This window comes from Streptomyces swartbergensis (assembly GCF_002148965.1).
GTDB classification, from domain to species: Bacteria; Actinomycetota; Actinomycetes; order Streptomycetales; family Streptomycetaceae; genus Streptomyces; species Streptomyces swartbergensis.
In genome coordinates this window covers 1-18,748 of sequence record NZ_NGFN01000162.1, presented here as the reverse complement: position 1 = coordinate 18,748, position 18,748 = coordinate 1, and the positions used below count along the sequence as shown (strand labels likewise).

Below are 18,748 nucleotides of genomic sequence, written 5' to 3'. Positions count from 1 at the left end.
GGGCGTAGGAGGGCTGGGGCTGGGACTGCGGCTGGGGCTGCTCGAAGCGGGGCATCTGCTGGGTGGCCGCGGCCGGGCTCTCGGCGCCGTGCTCACTGCGGAAGAGGTTCTCGAACCCGGCGGGCGGCTGCTGGGCCCCGGCGGGCACCGGCGCGATGTACTGCGTCGCCTCGGCGTCCGGGTTCGAGGCGGGCGGCAACGGCCCGGTCCCCAGGAACCGCGTCGCCTCGGAGTCCTGCTCGGCGGGCATCTCGGGCGGCAGCGCGCCCGGGCCCACCGGGGGTATGTACTGCGTCGCCCCCTCGTCGGCGGCCGGGGGCAGGGGCGCACGTCCGGCGGCGGACCCGTGCCCGCCGGAGACCGGCGGCTGCGGGCCGCCTGCGGCAGCGGACCCGTACGCACCGGAGGCCGGAGGCAGGCTGCCACCGGTGGGAGATCCGTACGCGTCGGATTGCCGGGGCAGCTGCCCGCCGGTGGGGCGGGTCCCGTACGCGTCGGTCTGCTGCGGCGACTGCCCGCCCGCAGGACGGGCCCCGTACGCGTCGGCCTGCTGCGGCGACTGCCCACCCGCCGAGCCGGTCCGGTACGCGTCAGCTTGCTGCGGCGACTGCCCACCCGCAGGACGGGCCCCGTACGCGTCAGCCTGCTGCGGCAACTGCTGCCCCCCGGCAGCACCGCTCCCGTACCCGCCCGTCCCCTGAGGGACCGGCGCCCCGGCAGAGGAGTTGTACGCGTCAGCCTGCTGGGGCGACTGCCCACCCACCGAGCCGGTCCCGTACGCGTCAGCCTGCTGCGGCGACTGCTGCCCCCCGGCGGGGCCGGTCCCGTACGCATCGGCTCCCTGGGGGTCCGCTGTCCCGGCGGCGGAGTGGTACGCGTCAGCGCCCTGCGGCAGCGAACCACCCCCGCCTGCGGGCCCGTACGCACCCCCGGAGGCCGGAGGCAGGCCGCCCCCGGCGGGAGAGCCGTACGGGCCGGCCTGCTGCGGCGGCTGTCCGCCCTCCGGAGGCAGCGGGGCGCCGCCCGCGAGAGGGCCGCCGTACTGGGCGTCGCCCGCGGGCGCGCCGTACGGGCCGGCGTACGGGTTCGGGGGCTGGGTGCCCTCCGGGGGCAGCGCGCCGCCCTGGCCCGGTGTGCCGGGAGTGGGGTGCTGGGCGTCCCATGCCGGTGGCTGGGGCGGTGGGGACTGCCAGCTCTGGCCCGGCTGTGCGGGCGGGGTCTGCTGGTCGGGGCCCCACGGCCGGCCCCAGGTCTGCCCCTCGGCGGGGGCGGAGGCCGGGGCCTGGCCGGTCGGGGGCGGGCCGGACCGACGGCCGGAGGGTGCGTCACCGGGTCCGCCCGTCATCCCCGGCAGCAGGGGCTCGCCACCGTCGGAGGGCAGCACGATGCCTTCGCGCGCGGGGCGCGCCGAGGGCTCCTCGCCCTGTCCACTCTGCGTCACCGGGACTCCTACTAATGGGGGACCTTGTGAATCGTCGGGTCACGCTACCGGGTCCCCGGAGCCCGGTGCCACGCAGCACAGGGCGAGACCTCCTGCCCTGTGAGCGCGGTAACAAAACCGGGTCACGGCACGCCGCTCATCTCACCTCCCGCGCGTCAAGCGGCCGTTTCCGCACGTTCACGCATCCGCAGACCCTGTGTTCACGCCGCCGCCTGGAGGTCCAGCCGCGCCCCGAACTCCCTGACCACCGCCTCGTCCCGGTACGGCTCCAGCCGCTGCTGGAAGTCCTCCAGATACTCGGCGCCCCGGTTGGAGCGCAGTCCCTCCAGCAGTTCGACGGCCTTCATGCCCGTGCCGCACGCCTCTTCGATCTCGCGCTGCTGCACCTGTGCCGTGGCCAACAGCACATAACCGATGGCCCGGCGGCGCGCCCGCGTCTCGGGATGCCCGGCCAGCGACTCCTGCGCACACCGCGCCGCCGCCTCGGCCTGCCCCAGATCCCGGTGGCAGTGGGCCAACTCGTCGGCCAGATAGGCCTCGTCGAAGTGCGCGATCCACGCCGGGTCGTCCCCGGCGGCCGGATCGGCCGCCTCCAGGGCGCTCACCGCGCGCCCGGCGGCGCTCAGGGCGGCGCGCGCGTCGCCCATCAGGGCGTGCCCGCGCGCTTCCGCCGCGAGGAACATCGACTCCGCACGCGGTGTCACGCGCCCCCGCGCCCCCTCCTGCGCCGCCCGCGCCAACTGCGCGATCTCCCGCGGGTTCCCGAGCTGCGCGGCGAGATGGCTCATGGAGGCGGCGAGCACGTACCCGCCGTAGCCCCGGTCCCCGGCCGCCTGGGCGAGCCGCAGCGCCTGGATGTAGTAGCGCTGGGCCAGACCGGGCTGCCCGGTGTCCACGGCCATGTACCCGGCGAGCTCCGTCAGCCGGGCCACCGCGGCGAACAGGTCCCGCCCCACCGCCTCCCGGTACGACCCCGCCAGCAGCCCCGAGACGACGCTGTTGAGGTAGTGCACGACGACCGGCCGCACATGCCCGCTKCCGTACTGGTGGTCGAGATCCACCAGCGCCTGCGTCATGGCCCGTACCGCCTGCACGTCGGACTGCCCGACCCGCGGCCCGGCCGAGCGCGACACCTGCGCGTCCGGCGCGGAGATCAGCCAGTCACGGCTGGGCTCGACCAGCGCGGACGCGGCGACGGAGGCCCCGGACAGGAAGTCCCGCCGCCCCACGTCACTGCGCCACAGCTCGCAGACCTGCTCGATGGCCCCCAGCACCGTCGGCGAGAACTGGAGACCGACCCCCGAGGCGAGGTTCTTGCCGTTGGCCATGCCGATCTCGTCGATCGTGACCGTACGGCCGAGCTTGCGGCCGAGCGCCTCGGCGATGATCGCCGGGGCCCGCCCCCGTGGCTGCTGCCCGCGCAGCCAGCGCGCCACCGACGTCTTGTCGTAGCGCAGGTCGAGGCCGTGCTCGGCCCCGCACATGTTGACCCGGCGGGCGAGGCCGGCGTTGGAGCATCCGGCTTCCTGGATGAGCGCCTGGAGCCGTTCGTTCGGCTGCCGGGCGACGAGCGGCCTTGCGGCCATGGCGTACCCCCTGTGGCTGCGGTGCCTGCCCACGCACCGAGTTGACGTGTCTTCCGCGGCCGAGCCCCTTCACGTCCCGGCGAAAGGATCCGGCCGTGAAGATCAATGCCCCGCCGACCAGGCGAAAATGCGAGGCATGTGAGGATTGCCGGGGTAACGGCTGTTGCCGGCCCCACTCGTGGCTACCCAGCTCCGGCTACGGTTCCTCCCGCGCGCCCCCGCACATGCACCCATGCGCCCCGGCCACGGAAGCGATGCTCCTCCCCGCGCACGCGGGTGGGCGTAACCCCTGGTGACGACCAGAGTTGTGTTCATCGTGGAAGAGACGATCGCCGGCACCGAAGCCGCTCAGATCCCGAAGCAGCGCGGGGAATCGCTGCTGGAGACCGCTGTTCGCTACGCCGAGGAGCGCCACTGGGACGTGTTCCCCGGCACCTGGCTGGAAGCCGTCGACGGCGCTCAGCGCTGCTCCTGCGGTGACGCCGCGTGCCCGGCACCCGGGTCGCACCCGGCGCGTCCGGACTGGGCGACGCAGGCGACGGGCAGTGCGACCGTCGCGCGGCGGATGTGGCAGAAGCAGCCGACGGCGTCGATCCTGCTGCCGACGGGGCGTACGTTCGACGCGATTTCCGTGCCGGAGACCGCCGGGTTCCTCGCGCTGGCGCGGATGGAGCGGATGGAGCTGACGCTGGGGCCGGTGACGCTCACGCCGGATCGGCGGATGGAGTTCTTCGTGCTGCCGGGGGCGTCCGTGAAGGTGCCTGATCTGGTGCGGAAGCTGGGCTGGTCGTTGTCGTCGCTGGATCTGACCGTGTTGGGCGAAGGGGCGTATGTGGCTGCCCCGCCGACGCGGTTCGGGTCCCGGGGGGCTGTGCAGTGGGCCTGCCGGCCCACGCCCGCGAATCGGTGGCTGCCGGACGCGGAGGAGTTGATCTCGCCGTTGGCGTATGCGTGCGGTCGGGATCGGTGAGCGCCTGATCGTCTGCGCGGTTGCCGTTGCGTTGGCGGGTGCGGGTTGTGTGTGGTTGTTCGCGCAGTTCCCCGCGCCCCTTGAGCGCGATCCCCCACCGTAGGGTGCAAGGTGACGGAGGGAGACGCGGTGGGAACCAGCGCTGTACGGGTGCAAGGGCTCTGGAAGCGGTTCGGGCAGCAGGTCGCTGTTGCCGGGGTCGATCTGGAGTTGCCCGCGGGCAAGTTCATCGGGCTTGTCGGACCGAACGGGGCCGGGAAGACCACCACGTTGTCGATGGTGACCGGGCTGCTCAGGCCCGATCAGGGGACCGTCGAGGTGGTGGGGCACGACGTGTGGCGGGACCCCGTCGAGGTGAAGGCGCGGATCGGGGTGCTGCCGGAGGGGCTGCGGCTGTTCGAGCGGCTGTCGGGGCGGGAACTGCTGGCGTACAGCGGGCGGTTGCGCGGGCTGCCCGGTGCCGAGGTCGACAAGCGGGCCTCGCAGCTCCTCGACGTCCTCGATCTGGCGGGCGCCCAGCACAAGCTCGTCGTCGACTACTCGACCGGCATGCGCAAGAAGATCGGGCTCGCCACGGCCCTCCTCCACAATCCCGAAGTGCTGTTCCTGGACGAGCCGTTCGAGGGCGTCGATCCCGTCTCCGCCCAGACCATCCGGGGCGTCCTGGAGCGGTACACCGCCTCGGGCGCCACGGTCGTGTTCTCTTCCCACGTCATGGAGCTCGTCGAGTCGCTGTGCGACTGGGTGGCCGTCATGGCCGCCGGGCGGATCCGGGCGCACGGGACGCTGGCGGAGGTGCGGGGTGACGCGCCCTCGTTGCAGCGGGCGTTCCTGGAGCTCGTCGGGGCGCAGAGCCGGGACGCCGGATCCGACCTCGACTGGCTGGGCGGCGGGTCCCGGTGAGCCACTCCACGATCACCCCCGTCGTCGTACGGCTGAAGCTGTCGCTGCTGCGCAACGGACTGCGGCAGTCCGGCGGGCGCAAGGCCGCCTACATCGCCTCGGCCGTCTTCGCCCTGCTGTTCGCCGCGCTGCAGCTGATCGGCCTGATCGCGCTGCGCGGGCACGCGCACGCCGAGTCGGTGGTCGTGCTGGCGGCGGCGGTGCTGGGGCTCGGCTGGGCGGTGATGCCGCTGTTCTTCCCCAGCGGTGACGAGACGCTGGATCCGACCCGGCTGGTGATGCTGCCGCTGCGGCCCCGGCCGCTGGTGCGCGCCCTGCTCACCGCCTCGCTGGTCGGCATCGGGCCGCTGTTCACGCTGTGCCTGCTGATCGGCTCCGTGGTCGCCGTGGCCGAGGGTGGGGCGGCATTCGCCGTCGGTGTCGTCGCCGTCGCCCTGGCGTTGCTGGTGTGCGTGGCCCTCGCGCGGGCCGTGGCCGCCGCCAACGTCCGGCTGCTGACCAGCCGCAAGGGGCGGGACCTCGCGGTACTGAGCGGCCTGGTCATCGCGATCGGGGCGCAGGTCGTCAACTTCGGCGCGCAGCGGCTCGGGGCGTCCGGTCTTGGCGAGCTCGACCCGGCGGCGGACGTGCTCCAGTGGGTGCCGCCCGCGTCGGCGATCGCGGCCGTACACGCGGTGGGCGAGGGGTCGTACGGTCTCGCCGCCGTACAACTGGCGCTGACCGCCGGCGCGCTGGTGGCGCTGCTCGCGGTGTGGTCGCGGCATCTGACCCGGCTGATGACCTCGCCCGACGGCTCGACCCTGCCGGCCGCCGAGTCGGCCGCCCGCGAGCGGACGTCGACCGGGCTCGCGCGGCTGCTGCCCTCCGGCAGGACGGGCACCGTCATGGAGCGCAGCCTGCGGTACGTGTGGCGCGACCCCAAGACCAAGGCGGCGTGGGTGACGTCCCTGGCCATCGGGCTGATCGTGCCGGTGTTCAACGCCTGGCAGGGCACCGGGTCGGTGTACTTCGCCTGCTTCGCCGCCGGGATGCTCGGCATCCAGATGTACAACCAGTTCGGGCAGGACACCTCGGCGTTCTGGATGGTCGCGATGACGATCTCGTCGACCCGCGACGCCTACGTCGAACTGCGCGCCCGCGCGCTGGCCCTGCTGCTGATCACCCTGCCGTACGCCACGCTCGTCACCGTCGTGACGACCGCGATGCTCGGCGACTGGCGGCGGCTGCCGGAGGCGCTGGGGCTGTCCTTCGCGCTGCTCGGCGCGATGCTCGCGACCGGGGCGTGGACGTCCGCCCGCTTTCCCTACTCCATCCCGCAGGAGGGCTACAAGAACGTCGCCCCCGGGCAGACCGGGCTCGCCTGGATCTCCATCTTCGGCGGGATGATCGCCGCCGCCGTGCTGTGCGCGCCCGTCATCGCGCTCACGATCTGGCTGAACGTGAGCGCCGACGGCGACGCCTGGACGTGGCTGCTGCTGCCGGTGGGCACGGCGTACGCGGCGGCGCTCACGGCGGTGGGGCTGCGGCTCGCCGCTCCGCAGACGGCCCGGCGGTTGCCGGAGATCCTCACGGCGGTCAGCAAGGGCTGACCGCGGGAGGTCAGTCGCCGCCGAGGGAGTCGAGGAACGGCTCGATCGCCGCACGCCAGGCCTCCGGCTGGTCGTAGTGGACCAGGTGGCCGGCGTCGGCGACCTCCGCGTACTGGCCGCGGGGCAGGACGCGGACCATCTCCTGGGCCTCGGCCCGGCCCAGCTCGCCGTCGAGGCCGCGCACCACCAGGGCCGGGCACCGGACCTGGGCCAGCTCCTCCCAGTGCGCGTCGTACACCCACGTCTCGCGGGAGCGGAGCATCTGCTCCGGGTCGAAGACCGGGCGCCAGCCGTCGGGGGACTCGGCCATCACCTCGGCGTAGAACTCGCCGCGGGCCGGGTTGGGCCGCTCCACCCAGGGGTCGTCCTCGCCGAACCACTTGCGGACGTCGGCGAGCGTGGCGAACGGCAGCGGCCAGGACTTGAACCACTGGTCCCACTCGCGCTGCGAGGCGGCACCGAGCGCGGAGGCCCGCATGTCGCAGATGATCAGGCCCCGCACCAGATCGGGGCGCTTGGCGGCGAGCTGCCAGGCGGTCAGCGCGCCCATGGCGTGGCCGATGAGGACGACCGGGGCGAGGCCGAGCTGTTCGAGGGCGGCCTCGGCGTCCTCGACGTAGGCGTCACGCGTGAAGGAACCCTGCGGGGGCTTGTCGCTTCGGCCGTGGCCGCGCTGGTCGAGGGCGACCGGCCGGTACCGGCCGGAGAGCCAGCGGGCGGTGGACGCCCAGTGCGAGGCGCGGCCCATCAGGCCGTGGAGTAACAGCACGCCCGGGGAGCCGTCCGGCACGTCCCGCGCCGGATCGGATCCCGCCGGATCGGTCTTGGGCGGGTCGCCGAACTCCCAGGCCGCGAGGCGTACGCCGCCCGTCCCGGTCACGTCGATGCGTCGCGCCATGTCCTGGCACCCCCCAAGCTTCGCGCGGACCGTGGCCGTCTCGGGCCGGGTCGGTCCTGTGAACCGTGTTCTGCCTGCCGTGCCTGTTGCCGTTCCGTGTGTTCCTGCCGGTGTGCACATCCCTGTAGCGCACGTTCCGGTTCGTTCGTCACCCGCAGATTATCGAATGACCATTCGATGAGGCCGTTCTCGCGGGCAACACCCCTCGTTCGAGTGACCACCCTCAAGGATTGATCGCCTCGGTCGAGGGGAGATCTTCAACGGGAGGCGGACCGCTCGGGGAAACCGGTCCGAGGGGGATGACCCTGAGAGCTCGGGGCTCCGGGTCAGCACAGGGGAGGACAGGCCCCGGCGCCACACGGCGCCGGGGCCCTCTGCGTCTCCACGGCACATCCTCGCGCCCCCTCCCCGGCCGGGCGACATCGCTGTCGGGCCGCGGCCAAGAGCCCTCAGGTCATATGCCTCACGCGACAGCGTCGCACGGGAAGCCTGCGAGCGCTGCCATTCGACGGACTGGATCCAGGAATCGACGGGATCACGCCAACGCCACAACGGCCCCACGCCACAACGGAAGTTGTGCGACCACCCCGGGACCGGGTGTGTGGCCGGGCTCCCGGGCTCAGGGCTTGGCGACGAACACGTGGGAGGCGACGTCCGACTCCAGCTCGGCCGCCTCGCCACCGCTGCCGACCAGCACACCGCCCGCCGACTCCGTCACGCTCACCACCGAGCCGGGCTGCACGCCCGCCCGCCGCAGCGTGTACATCAGCTGCGCGTCCGTCTGGATCGGCTCGCCGATCCGGCGCACCACGACCGTCTTGCCCTCCGCGCCCGGGTCGAGGCTGGCCAGCGACACCATGCCCTCGTCCAGGAACGGATCGGCACCGTCCTTCTCGCCGAGCTCCTCCAGCCCCGGGATCGGGTTGCCGTACGGCGACTCCGTCGGGTGCCGCAGCAGCTCCAGGACGCGGCGCTCCACGGCCTCGCTCATCACGTGCTCCCAGCGGCACGCCTCGGCGTGGACCTGCTCCCACTCCAGACCGATCACGTCGACGAGCAGACACTCGGCGAGGCGGTGCTTGCGCATCACGCGCGTGGCGAGCCGGCGGCCCTCGTCCGTGAACTCCAGGTGCCGGTCGCTGGCGACGGACACCAGGCCGTCGCGCTCCATCCGCGCCACGGTCTGGCTCACCGTCGGCCCGCTCTGGTCCAGCCGCTCGGCGATACGGGCGCGCATGGGGACCACACCCTCTTCCTCCAGCTCGAGGATGGTGCGGAGATACATCTCCGTGGTGTCGATCAGTCCGGACATACGTGCCCCTCGAATGAGATCTGCCGGAGGCTGGACAGCTCACCGGCGTGTGCGCTGGCCCTGCACCCAATTCTGCCGGATACCACCGACAACCGTGCCGCGGGAGGCCAAGCGGGGGGTTACCCGGGCCCGCGGAGGGGTACCACGGAGCTTTTCACAGCCGGACGGAGCGCTCTCACGCCCCCGCCGAGCTTGTCACGGCCGTATTGACACCGCACTGGTCCAGACCGCACCGTGATGCGCGACACTCGGCCTTGAGCCCGAAGGGACCCCGCATGAGCGACCGTGCGCCGGCCGGCCAGTTCCTCGACGCCGCGATCGGCCTGCTGCGGCGGGTCCGCGACGAGGAGGCCGACAGCATCGCGGCGGCCGGGACGCTCCTCGCCGACACCGTCCAGAACGGCGGGCGCCTCTTCGCCTTCGGCGCCGGGCACTCCTCCCTCGCCGCGCAGGACCTCGTCTACCGCGCCGGCGGTCTGGCCCTGATGAACCTGCTCGCCGTGCCGGGTGCCGTCGGCGTGGACGTCATGCCCGCACCGCTCGGCTCCGCCCTGGAACGCGTCGACGGACTCGCGAGCGCCGTCCTGGACAGCTCCCCGCTGCGCGAGGGCGACGCCCTGCTGATCATCTCCCTCTCGGGGCGCAACGCCCTTCCCGTGGAGATGGCCATGAGCGCGCGCGCCCTGGGCGTGAAGGTCATCGGCGTGACCTCGGTGGCGTACGCCTCGGAGACCAAGTCCCGGCACGCCTCGGGGACGTACCTCAAGGACCACTGCGATCTCGTCCTCGACTCGAAGATCGCGGTCGGCGACGCGGAACTCACCCTCGACAACGTGCCCGCCCCCTTCGCCCCCGCCTCCACGGTCGTCACCTCGGCCCTCCTCCAGGCCGTCATGGCGACGACCGCCGCCACGCTCGCCGACCGCGGCGTCGAGCCCCCGCTCCTGCGCTCCGGAAACGTCGACGGGGGCCACGACTGGAACGGGCGGGTGATGGAGCGGTACCGGGACCGCATCTTCTACCGGCACTGACACTTTCTGTCGGCACCGAGGCGACGCGGCCCGAGTCGCCCCTGTCGCTCACTCCGCGTCCGACAACCCCGCGAGATCCAGCGCCGCGGCGATCCGTACCGCCACGTCCTCCGCGAACATCGCGTCGGACCGCTCGAAGGCACTGCGCCCCGCGCCCCGCAGGAACGTCACGACACCCAGCGTCCGCCCCCGGCTGCGCAGCACCGCGCACAGCGCGTGCACGGCGTCCGGCGGCCACTGGCGGGCCAGGGCCCACTCCCGGGCCTGCTCGGGCGAGGCGGCGCCCGCGCTCGCCCGCAGCGCGCCGACCCGCTCCACGCACTGCAGGGCCGGATGCCCCTCGGCGTACCGCACGGGCAGGCCCGCGCGGTCGGCGAGCTTGCTCGGACCCGGCGCGCCGGAGGGTGTCGCGGCGACCCGCACCAGCCGCACCGGCCCCTCGGTCTCCGCGTCGGTGAGCGCGCCGCCCGCCACCCGGTCGATCAGCGCGTGATCGGCGAAACCGGCCAGGGCGAAGTCCAGGTGGATCGTCGCGGCCTCCGCCGGGTCCTCGCACTCGGCGGCGGCCCGCGACGCCCGGTGCAGCTGCTGCGTACGGAACCGCAGCAGCGACGCCTCCTGCTCGGCCTGCTTGGCCTCCGTCACATCCTGGAACAGCCAGCCCACACCCAGCGGAACCGGCTCCTCCGCCAGCGGCGAGGCCAGCCGCAGGAAACCGCTGCGCCAGCACCGCCGCCGCTCCCCCTCGGACGTGCGCACCGTCACCCACACCTCGGCGGGCGCGGGCGGCGCACCCTCCGCCAGCACGTGCTGAAGCGCGCTCTCCAGCTCCTCCACGCCCTGCGCGAGCAACTCCCCGAGCGGCCGTCCGAGCACGGACGTACGCCCCGTGCCCAGCGCCTTGGCCGCGTGCGCGTTCACCACGGCGGGCCGCAGGTCGACGTCCACCAGCACGACACCCCAGCTCGCGTCCTCGAACAGCGCCTCGCTCAACGCGATCGACCGCTCCAGATCGATCTGCGCGTGCACCTCGCTGAAGGCGCAGTACACACCCGCGGGCTTTCCGTCCGGACCCCGCACAGCCGCCGACTGCGTCCGTACGAGCACCCGGCCGCCGTCCTTCGTCAGCAGCGCGAACTCGTGCACCTGGCGGCCCGGCGCGTGCATGGCGGACAGCAGCCGCCCCTCGACCTCCTCGGCGTCCGCGCTGCGCACGGCCCACCCGGCAAGGCCTCGCCGCCCCACGGCCTCGTCCGCGCTCCATCCCAGGATCCGCTCGGCCTCGCGGTTCCAGTGCGTCACGACCCCGTCGGCGTCGAAGGCGCACAGCGCCGCGTCCATGCCGTCCAGCAGCGCGGCAAGCAGATCCGAACCATCCGAGTTCTCCCGCCCGGGCTCGTCCGGCCCCAGCTCGTCGGTGGTCCCACTACGCCGGGAAGCACTCACCTGGACCCCCTGCAGGCTGCGTCCGCACGTACGGCACGCCGGTTCGCTACTTGCAATCATTCAACTGGAACGTGACCCAGCGCACACCGAGTTCCCACAACATTGAAGGAATCGTTGTACGGCGGCTATCCCCACGTCAACGCCCGGAGAACGGCCCGCCGCGGACGCAGTCGATCAACGACAAGGCCCCAGTACCACTGCCGCGCCGCGCGTACACCTCGATCTCGATCTTCATCCGGGGATCCGCGAGACCGCACACCAGCATCGTCGCGGCCGGCCGCACCTCACCGAACCGCTGAGAATCGCCCGCCGCTGCTTCATGGGGTCAAGGTCTCAGAAAAACGGTTGATCCGAGGCCGGACCGTTTCCTAGGGTTCCACGTACACGAGAGAGGAGGTGGTTCGGCAGATGTATGAATACCGGACGCGTGAGGTGGCTGCGGGCTAGCGGCCCGTCACCACACACAGTGCGGTGCCGGACCAGCGCGTGAGCGAAGCGTGCAGCCGGCCCAATCTCCAGCAGTCACCCGACCCGCGAGCCGCCGGTACGTCCGGCCGGCCCTCCTCCGGAGGACCAGGCTCGCGGGTCGTCTGCGTTTCGGGGGGGCGACGATGGTGGGTGAGTGGCGCGACGATCGGATTGGCAGCGCTCTGCGGGGCGGGAATCCGGCCGTGATGCGGAGGCTGGACGCCGGGTTCGCGGTGATCGGCGATGTGCAGTTTCTGCCCGGCTACTCGGTGCTGCTGACCGATGATCCCGCGGTGGAGCGCCTGTCGGAGCTGCCGCGGAGCAGGCGGCTGGCGTTTCTGGGGGACATGGAGCGGCTGGGGGAAGCCGTCGAGCGGGCCTGCCGGCGGGTGGAGTCGGGGTTTCGGCGGGTCAATCTGGAGATCCTCGGGAACGCCGACGGGTTCCTGCACGCGCATGTCTGGCCGCGGTACGACTGGGAGCCCGAGGATCTCGTGCGGCTGCCCGTGTGGCTCTATCCGCGGGAGATGTGGAGCGCGGAGCGGTACACGCTCGGGGCGCGGCACGCCCCGGTGCGGGAGGCGATCGGTGAGGAGCTGGACCGGCTCACGGGGGGAGACGTGCGGACGGCCTCACCCGGAGTCGGGTGAGGCCGTGTGTGACACGGGTCAGTGGGCGATGTCCTCGTAGCCCTGGATCTCGCGCGGGTTGCGGGAGCCGGGGCCGGTGTAGCGGGCCGAGGGGCGGACCAGGCGGCCCGTGCGCTTCTGTTCGAGGATGTGGGCGGACCAGCCGGCCGTGCGGGCGCAGGTGAACATGGACGTGAACATGTGGGCCGGGACCTCGGCGAAGTCCAGGACGATGGCTGCCCAGAACTCGACGTTGGTGGCCAGGACGCGGTCGGGGCGGCGGGCGTGGAGTTCCGCCAGGGCCGCCTTCTCCAGGGCCTCGGCGACCTCGAAGCGGGGGGCGCCCAGTTCGCGGGCCGTGCGGCGCAGCACCCTCGCCCTGGGGTCCTCGGCGCGGTAGACGCGGTGACCGAAGCCCATGAGGCGTTCGCCCTTGTCGAGCGCGTTCTTGACGTAGCCCTCGGCGTCTCCCGTGCGTTCGATCTCCTCGATCATGCCGAGGACGCGGGAGGGGGCGCCGCCGTGGAGGGGGCCGGACATCGCGCCCACCGCGCCGGAGAGCGCGGCCGCGACGTCCGCGCCGGTCGACGCGATGACCCTCGCCGTGAACGTGGACGCGTTCATGCCGTGCTCCGCGGCGCTCGTCCAGTACGCGTCCACCGCCGCCACGTGCTTGGGGTCCGGCTCGCCGCGCCAGCGGATCATGAAGCGCTCGACGACGGAGTGGGCCTTGTCGATCTCGCGCTGCGGGACCATCGGCAGGCCCTGGCCGCGGGCCGACTGGGCGACGTAGGACAGGGCCATGACGGCCGCTCGGGCCAGGTCCTCGCGGGCCTCTTCGGCATCGATGTCCAGGAGCGGTTTCATGCCCCACACCGGTGCCAGCATGGCCAGCGCGGACTGGACGTCGACGCGGATGTCGCCGGAGTGGACGGGGATGGGGAACGGCTCGGCGGGCGGCAGGCCCGGGTTGAAGGCGCCGTCGACGAGCAGGCCCCAGACGTTGCCGAAGGAGACGTGCCCGACCAGGTCCTCGATGTCGACGCCCCGATAACGCAGGGCGCCGCCCTCCTTGTCCGGTTCGGCGATCTCCGTCTCGAACGCGACGACTCCCTCGAGCCCGGGTACGAAGTCGGACATCAGGCGGCTCCTCGTGATGTATGTGACAGATGGTGTGATGTGGGGTGGGACGAACGAACCATGTGTCAGTCAGCTTGCGAAGCGGGCGGCCGTCCGGTGGATCCACGGTCCTGTGCGGCGACTCGCGGTCCCGGACGGTCTCCCCTGTGATGCCCCGTGCGGCTGGCGGTCACCCAACCGGAACGGCACGGAAACGATATCCCCGAGTGCCACCGTTGGGGAGGGTTCACGGCACTCAGTGCCAGTCAGTGACGAAGGACACCGTCCGTACGGCAAGATGACCGGGTGACCGACCGCGACGCCGTCCCCTTCGACCTGGCCTCGATGCGCAAGCAGTACCGGGCCGAGGGCCTCTCCGAGACCGAGCTGGCCGCCACCCCCGTCGAACAGTTCGCGCGCTGGTTCAAGCAGGCCGCGACGGACGGCGGGCTGTTCGAGCCGAACGCCATGGTCGTCTCGACGGCCGACGCCGAGGGCCGGCCCAGCTCCCGCACGGTACTGCTGAAGCACTTCGACGAGCAGGGCTTCGTCTTCTACACGAACTACGACTCCCGCAAGGCCCGTGACCTGGCGGAGAACCCGTACGTCTCGCTGCTGTTCCCCTGGCATCCGATGGCCCGGCAGGTCATCGTGACCGGGGTCGCGCGCCGTACCGGGCGGGACGAGACGGCGGCGTACTTCCGCACCCGTCCGCACGGCTCGCAGCTCGGCGCGTGGGCCAGCGCGCAGTCCTCGGTGATCGCCACGCGCGCGGACGTCGACGGGGCGTACGCCGAGCTGGCCGCCCGCTATCCCGAGGGCGAGCAGGTGCCCGTGCCGCCGAACTGGGGCGGTTTCCGGGTGGCCCCGCAGACGGTGGAGTTCTGGCAGGGCCGCGAGAACCGGCTGCACGACCGGTTGCGGTACGTGGCGCAGGCCGACGGGAGCTGGCGCGTGGAGCGGCTCAGTCCCTAACGGCTGCCGCCCAGCGCCTCCTCCAGCAGTCCCGCCCACTGCTCGACCACCCGTTCCCGGCGCGGCGCGTCGTCGGTGAGGAGGTTGGCCAGGCCCAGGCCCCGGGCCATGTCGAGGAGGCCCTGGACGGTTTCGCGGACGCCGGGGACGGATTCGTCGGCGGCCAGGAGCTCGACGGCTATGCGGTGGGTCTCGCGGCCCACGCGGGATTCGAGTTCGGTCACGCGGGGGCGGAGCTGGTCCTCGTTGGAGGCGGCCACCCAGAGGTGGAGGGCCGCGCGGAACAGGGGTCCCGTGTAGAGGTCGACCAGGGCCGCGACGACCGCGTGGCGGTCTCCGGCCGCGCCCTGCGGGAAGAGGGCGCGCAGGGCCGTGGAGCGTTCCTCGGCGACGTACTCGACGGCCGCCGTGAAGAGATCCTCGCGGGTCGGGAAGTGGTGCTGGGCGGCGCCGCGGGAGACGCCGGCGCGTTCGGCGACGACGGAGACGGTGGAACCGGCCCAGCCGTGTTCGGCGAGGCAGGACACGGCGGCTTCCAGGAGCCGCTGCCGGGTGGCCCGGCTGCGGTCCTGCTTGGGGACTCGCTCCGCGCGGTCGACCGTGCTCACACCGCCCATGTCCTCACACCACCCATGCCGGATCCCGTCGTTCGAGGAAGGCCGTCATCCCCTCGCGGGCCTGCGGGGAGGAGAACAGCCGGGCCGAGAGCGCGGTCAGGCCGGCCGCGTCCCGGTCGAAGGATTCCAGCACCCTAGCCGTGAGCAGCCGTTTCGTCTCGGTCAGAGCGTCGGGGGCGGATCTGCGCAGGCCGTCGAGGATGGGGGTCAGGGCCGTGTCCACGTCGGCGGCGTGGGTGGTGAGCAGGCCCGTCGCGGTCGCCTCCGCGGCGTCGAAGCGTTCGCCGGTGAGGTAGTAGCGGGACAGGGCGCGCGGGTTCGTGCGCGGGAGCAGCGGCAGGGAGATGACCGCGGGGGCGACGCCGATGCGGACCTCCGTGAAGGCGAAGGTGGCCTCGGTGGAGGCGGCCGCGATGTCGCAGGCGGCCAGGAGGCCGAGGCCGCCCGCGCGGACGTGGCCGGTGACGCGGGCGACGACCGGTTTGGGCAGTTCGACGATCTGCCGCAGCAGGCCGACCAGGGCTTCCGGGGGCGGGGGGTCGCGGAGGTCGGCGCCCGCGCTGAAGGTGTTGCCGGTGTGGGTGAGGACGACCGCGCGGACGCCGGTGTCCTGTCCGGCGTCCGTGAGCGCCTCGGCCAGTTCGCCGACGAGGGCGGCCGACAGGGCGTTGCGGTTGTGGGGCGAGTCGAGGGTGAGGGTTTCGACGGCACGCGCGCGTGCCCGGCTCACCAGGGTCATGCGCGCTCCCTGAGCTGTCGGCGGAGGATCTTGCCGGAGGCCGCCCGGGGGACGCCGTCGATGAAGGTGACGTGCCGGATCCGCTTGTAGGGGGCGACGCGTTCGGCGACGTACATCATGATCTCGGCCTCGGAGAGGTCGGTGCGGGCCGGCTGGCGGACCACGTACGCGTGCGGGATCTCGTTGCCGTCGTCGTCGTACGTGCCGATCACGGCGGCGTCGGCGATGCCCGGGTGAGTGAGCAGCAGCGCCTCCAGTTCGGCGGGGGCGACCTGGAAGCCCTTGTACTTGATGAGTTCCTTGACGCGGTCGACGACGAACAGCCAGCCGTCCTCGTCGACGTGGCCGACGTCCCCGGTGTGCAGCCAGCCGTCCGTGTCGATCATGGCGGTGGTGGCGTCGGGGCGGCCGAGGTAGCCCTTCATGACCTGGGGGCCGCGGATGAGGATCTCGCCGGACTCCCCGGCGGGGAGGTCCTTGCCGGGGTCGTCGAGGGAGACGAGGCGCATCTCGGTGCCCGCGATGAGCTTGCCGACGGTGCCGGACGGCGCGTCGCGCATCGCGTCCAGCGGGACGACGTGCGTGCCGGGCGACAGTTCCGTCATGCCGTAGGCCTGGCCGACGGGCGGCAGCCCGAGCCGTTCGGAACAGGCGGCGGCCAGGCGCGCGTCCAGGGGTGCGGCGGCGCTGATGATGTACTTCAGCGACGACAGGTCGTACTGCGCGACGGCCGGGTGCTTGGCGAGGGCGAGCACGATCGGCGGCGCCACGTACAGGGCGGTGATGCGGTGGTTCTGGACGGCCGCGAGGAACTGTTCCAGGTCGAAGCGGGGCAGGACGACGACGGTGGCGCCCTGCCTCAGGGGCGCGTTCATCAGGGCCGTGAGGCCGTAGATGTGGAAGAAGGGCAGCACGGCCAGGACACGGTCTCCCGGTCCGGCGGGTATCGCTGGGTTGAGCTGGGCGAGGTTGGTGGCGATCTGCCGGTGTGTGAGCATCACGCCCTTGGGTGTGCCGGTGGTCCCGGAGGAGTACGGCAGGGCCGCCACGTCCTGCGCGGGGTCGATGGCGACCTGCGGCTCGGGGGCGGCACAGGCCAGCATGTCGATCAGGGAGCGGTGGCCGGTCGCGCTGTCGCAGACGAAGATCTCGCGTACGCCGCCCGCGAGTTCGGCGGCCCGGCGCGCGATGTCGAGCAGGGGTGAGACGGTGATGATCCAGCGGGCCGCGGAGTCCGTGAGCTGCTTGGCGAACTCCTGGGCGGTGGCGAGCGGATGCACGGTGGTGACGGTGGCGCCCGCGCGCGTGGCGGCGTAGAAGGCGGTCGGGAAGGCGATGGTGTTGGGGCTGTGCAGGGCGAGGACGTCACCCTTGCGCACCCCGGCCTCGGCGAGGGCGGCGGCGACGCGCCGGTGGAAGCGGTCCACCTGCTCGTACGAGAGGGTGGTGCCGTCGGTGCCGTCGATCAGCGCCGGGATGTCGCCGAACTCCGCGGCCCGGGCAAGGACGGCGTCGTGGATGGGCAGGTCGACGGGCGGGACGTCTGCGTACTCGCTGCGGAACATGGTTCCTCCTCGCGCGCGGGCCGTCTCAGTACGACTTGGGCAGGCCCAGGGTCTGGTGGGAGACGTAGTTGAGAATCATCTCCCGGCTCACCGGGGCGATACGAGCCACGCGCGAGGCCGTTATCAGCGAGGCGAGGCCGTACTCGCGGGTGAGGCCGTTGCCGCCGAGGGTGTGCACGGCCTGGTCCACGGCCTGCACGCAGGCCTCCCCCGCCGCGTACTTCGCCATGTTGGCGGCCTCGCCCGCGCCCGTGTCGTCGCCCGCGTCGTACAGCCGGGCCGCCTTCTGCATCATCAGGCGCGCGAGTTCCAGGTCGATGTGCGCCTGGGCCAGGGGGTGGGCGATGGCCTGGTGGGCGCCGATGGGGGTGTTCCAGACTTGCCGGTCGCGGGCGTACTCGACGGCTTTCGCGAGGGCGTAGCGGCCCATGCCGATCGCGAAGGCGGCCGTCATGATGCGTTCGGGGTTGAGGCCGGCGAAGAGCTGGAGGAGGCCTGCGTCCTCGTCGCCGACGAGTGCGTCGGCGGGTAGCCGTACGTCGTCCAGCGTCAGCTCGAACTGCTTCTCGGCGGCGTCGAGTTCCATGTCGATGGGGCGGCGGGTGAAGCCGGGTGCGTCGCGCGGGACGATGAAGAGGCAGGGCTTGAGGCGGCCGGTGCGGGCGTCCTCGGTGCGGCCGACGATGAGGGTCGCGTCCGCGATGTCGACGCCGGAGATGAAGACCTTGCGGCCCTTGAGGATCCAGTCTCCGGTGTCCTCGTCGCGGCGGACGGTGGTCGTGATGCGGTGGCTGTTGGAGCCGGCGTCGGGTTCCGTGATGCCGAAGGCCATGAGGCGGGAGCCGTCGGCCAGGGCGGGGAGCCAGTATTGTCTCTGGGCGTCTGTGCCGAAGCGGGCTATGACCGTGCCGCAGATGGCCGGTGAGACGACCAGCATCAGGAGGGGGCAGCCTGCGGCGCCGAGTTCTTCCAGGACTATGGAGAGTTCGGAGATGCCGCCGCCTCCGCCGCCGTATGCCTCCGGCAGGTTGACGCCGAGGTAGCCGAGCTTGGCCGCCTCGGACCAGAGTGCTTCGCGGTCGTAGGCGCGGCCGTGGCGTTTGCCGAGTGCGGCGACGGCCGATCGGAGGGCCTTGTGCTCGTCGGTTTCGATCGTGGGCATGTGACTCCTTCGTCGTGGCTGGTCGCGCAGTTCCCCGCGCCCCTAAAGGGCCGCCGTCACCACTGCCAGGAGCGCGCCCGGCTCGACCTGTTGTCCGGGTACGACGCACAGCTCACTCAGCGTTCCTGCGACCGGGGCTGTGATCTCGTGCTGCATCTTCATCGCCTCCAGCCAGAGGAGGGGGGCTCCCGCCTTTACGGGCGTGCCTGCCGTCAGACCCTCGGCCACGCGGACGACCGTGCCCGGCATGGGCGCCAGGAGGGAGCCGGGGGCGTGCTCGGTCGTCGGGGCGGGGAAG

At 72.6% G+C, this 18,748-nt stretch carries 16 protein-coding genes and 1 pseudogene; 6 read left to right on the top strand and 11 right to left on the bottom strand.

Features of this window, described 5'->3' with window-relative positions:
* Together CA983_RS48065 and CA983_RS24375 are read right to left on the bottom strand one after the other, a co-directional pair.
* A pseudogene (locus CA983_RS48065) lies at positions 1-1,441 on the bottom strand (hypothetical protein); the annotation flags it as partial.
* A gap of 200 nt (positions 1,442-1,641) precedes the next feature.
* Entirely contained in the window at positions 1,642-3,027 is a 1,386-nt protein-coding gene (locus CA983_RS24375; protein WP_086603022.1) for an NsdA family TPR-like regulatory protein, read from the bottom strand.
* A gap of 307 nt (positions 3,028-3,334) precedes the next feature.
* On the opposite strand from CA983_RS24375, the gene CA983_RS24370 reads away from it, so the two are divergent.
* The 3 genes from CA983_RS24370 to CA983_RS24360 all read left to right on the top strand — a co-directional run bounded on the left by CA983_RS24370 (position 3,335) and on the right by CA983_RS24360 (position 6,489).
* A complete protein-coding gene (locus CA983_RS24370) occupies positions 3,335-3,997 on the top strand; it encodes a bifunctional DNA primase/polymerase (RefSeq protein ID WP_086603021.1) in 663 nt (220 codons plus the stop codon).
* A gap of 111 nt (positions 3,998-4,108) precedes the next feature.
* Positions 4,109-4,900 carry an ABC transporter ATP-binding protein gene (locus CA983_RS24365; protein ID WP_086603020.1) on the top strand — a complete coding sequence of 264 codons (792 nt, stop codon included), beginning with the start codon at positions 4,109-4,111 and terminating at the stop codon, positions 4,898-4,900.
* Positions 4,897-6,489, top strand: coding sequence for a transporter (locus tag CA983_RS24360; protein WP_244207086.1), 1,593 nt, complete (start codon positions 4,897-4,899; stop codon positions 6,487-6,489). The genes CA983_RS24365 and CA983_RS24360 overlap by 4 nt, the downstream gene beginning before the upstream one ends.
* A 10-nt stretch (positions 6,490-6,499) precedes the next feature.
* Here CA983_RS24360 and CA983_RS24355 read toward each other — a convergent pair whose 3' ends face one another.
* Positions 6,500-7,387, bottom strand: coding sequence for an alpha/beta fold hydrolase (locus tag CA983_RS24355; RefSeq protein ID WP_086603018.1), 888 nt, complete (start codon positions 7,385-7,387; stop codon positions 6,500-6,502).
* A gap of 619 nt (positions 7,388-8,006) precedes the next feature.
* Complete coding sequence (locus tag CA983_RS24350; RefSeq protein ID WP_086603017.1) at positions 8,007-8,699, bottom strand: iron-dependent transcriptional repressor DtxR; 693 nt, start codon at positions 8,697-8,699, stop codon at positions 8,007-8,009.
* 275 nt (positions 8,700-8,974) lie between these two features.
* Between CA983_RS24350 and CA983_RS24345 the strand changes: the two genes are divergently transcribed.
* Positions 8,975-9,730, top strand: coding sequence for an SIS domain-containing protein (locus CA983_RS24345; RefSeq protein ID WP_086603016.1), 756 nt, complete (start codon positions 8,975-8,977; stop codon positions 9,728-9,730).
* 48 nt (positions 9,731-9,778) lie between these two features.
* Here CA983_RS24345 and CA983_RS24340 read toward each other — a convergent pair whose 3' ends face one another.
* A complete protein-coding gene (locus tag CA983_RS24340; RefSeq protein ID WP_086603015.1) occupies positions 9,779-11,236 on the bottom strand; it encodes a PAS domain-containing protein in 1,458 nt (485 codons plus the stop codon).
* Positions 11,237-11,787: 551 nt separating this feature from the next.
* Between CA983_RS24340 and CA983_RS24335 the strand changes: the two genes are divergently transcribed.
* On the top strand, positions 11,788-12,294 hold the full coding sequence (locus CA983_RS24335) for an HIT family protein (RefSeq protein ID WP_086603024.1): 507 nt from the start codon (positions 11,788-11,790) through the stop codon (positions 12,292-12,294).
* Between the two features lie 18 nt (positions 12,295-12,312).
* Here the strand turns inward: CA983_RS24335 and CA983_RS24330 are convergent, their stop codons facing one another.
* Positions 12,313-13,413, bottom strand: coding sequence for a citrate synthase 2 (locus CA983_RS24330; protein ID WP_086603014.1), 1,101 nt, complete (start codon positions 13,411-13,413; stop codon positions 12,313-12,315).
* A gap of 285 nt (positions 13,414-13,698) precedes the next feature.
* Here CA983_RS24330 and pdxH point away from each other — a divergent pair, with 285 nt between their 5' ends.
* Positions 13,699-14,367 carry a pyridoxamine 5'-phosphate oxidase gene (gene pdxH / locus CA983_RS24325; RefSeq protein WP_086603013.1) on the top strand — a complete coding sequence of 223 codons (669 nt, stop codon included), beginning with the start codon at positions 13,699-13,701 and terminating at the stop codon, positions 14,365-14,367.
* Here the strand turns inward: pdxH and CA983_RS24320 are convergent.
* The 5 genes from CA983_RS24320 to CA983_RS24300 all read right to left on the bottom strand — a co-directional run.
* The gene (locus CA983_RS24320) at positions 14,364-14,984 is read right to left on the bottom strand and encodes a TetR/AcrR family transcriptional regulator (RefSeq protein ID WP_208637023.1); all 621 of its coding nucleotides are present in this window, start codon (positions 14,982-14,984) and stop codon (positions 14,364-14,366) included. The genes pdxH and CA983_RS24320 overlap by 4 nt on opposite strands.
* Positions 14,985-14,988: 4 nt before the next feature.
* The gene (locus CA983_RS24315; protein WP_086603012.1) at positions 14,989-15,723 is read right to left on the bottom strand and encodes an enoyl-CoA hydratase family protein; all 735 of its coding nucleotides are present in this window, start codon (positions 15,721-15,723) and stop codon (positions 14,989-14,991) included.
* Positions 15,720-17,288, bottom strand: coding sequence for a 4-coumarate--CoA ligase family protein (locus tag CA983_RS24310; RefSeq protein WP_086603011.1), 1,569 nt, complete (start codon positions 17,286-17,288; stop codon positions 15,720-15,722). Before CA983_RS24310 ends, CA983_RS24315 begins: the two co-directional genes overlap by 4 nt.
* A 25-nt stretch (positions 17,289-17,313) precedes the next feature.
* Entirely contained in the window at positions 17,314-18,450 is a 1,137-nt protein-coding gene (locus tag CA983_RS24305; protein ID WP_086603010.1) for an acyl-CoA dehydrogenase family protein, read from the bottom strand.
* Positions 18,451-18,492: 42 nt separating this feature from the next.
* On the bottom strand, positions 18,493-18,748 hold a 256-nt coding region (locus CA983_RS24300; RefSeq protein ID WP_143645545.1), incomplete at its 5' end, for an acyl-CoA carboxylase biotin carboxyl carrier protein subunit.

Excerpts from the sequence above, each read along its gene's own strand:
- CA983_RS24355 (WP_086603018.1), bottom strand. The coding sequence starts at position 7,387 with ATGGCGCGACGCATCGACGTGACCGGGACGGGCGGCGTACGCCTCGCG.
- CA983_RS24350 (WP_086603017.1), bottom strand. The coding sequence starts at position 8,699 with ATGTCCGGACTGATCGACACCACGGAGATGTATCTCCGCACCATCCTC.
- CA983_RS24345 (WP_086603016.1), top strand. The coding sequence starts at position 8,975 with ATGAGCGACCGTGCGCCGGCCGGCCAGTTCCTCGACGCCGCGATCGGC.
- CA983_RS24340 (WP_086603015.1), bottom strand. The coding sequence starts at position 11,236 with ATGATTGCAAGTAGCGAACCGGCGTGCCGTACGTGCGGACGCAGCCTG.
- CA983_RS24335 (WP_086603024.1), top strand. The coding sequence starts at position 11,788 with ATGGTGGGTGAGTGGCGCGACGATCGGATTGGCAGCGCTCTGCGGGGC.
- CA983_RS24330 (WP_086603014.1), bottom strand. The coding sequence starts at position 13,413 with ATGTCCGACTTCGTACCCGGGCTCGAGGGAGTCGTCGCGTTCGAGACG.
- CA983_RS24320 (WP_208637023.1), bottom strand. The coding sequence starts at position 14,984 with ATGGGCGGTGTGAGCACGGTCGACCGCGCGGAGCGAGTCCCCAAGCAG.
- CA983_RS24315 (WP_086603012.1), bottom strand. The coding sequence starts at position 15,723 with ATGACCCTGGTGAGCCGGGCACGCGCGCGTGCCGTCGAAACCCTCACC.
- CA983_RS24310 (WP_086603011.1), bottom strand. The coding sequence starts at position 17,288 with ATGTTCCGCAGCGAGTACGCAGACGTCCCGCCCGTCGACCTGCCCATC.
- CA983_RS24305 (WP_086603010.1), bottom strand. The coding sequence starts at position 18,450 with ATGCCCACGATCGAAACCGACGAGCACAAGGCCCTCCGATCGGCCGTC.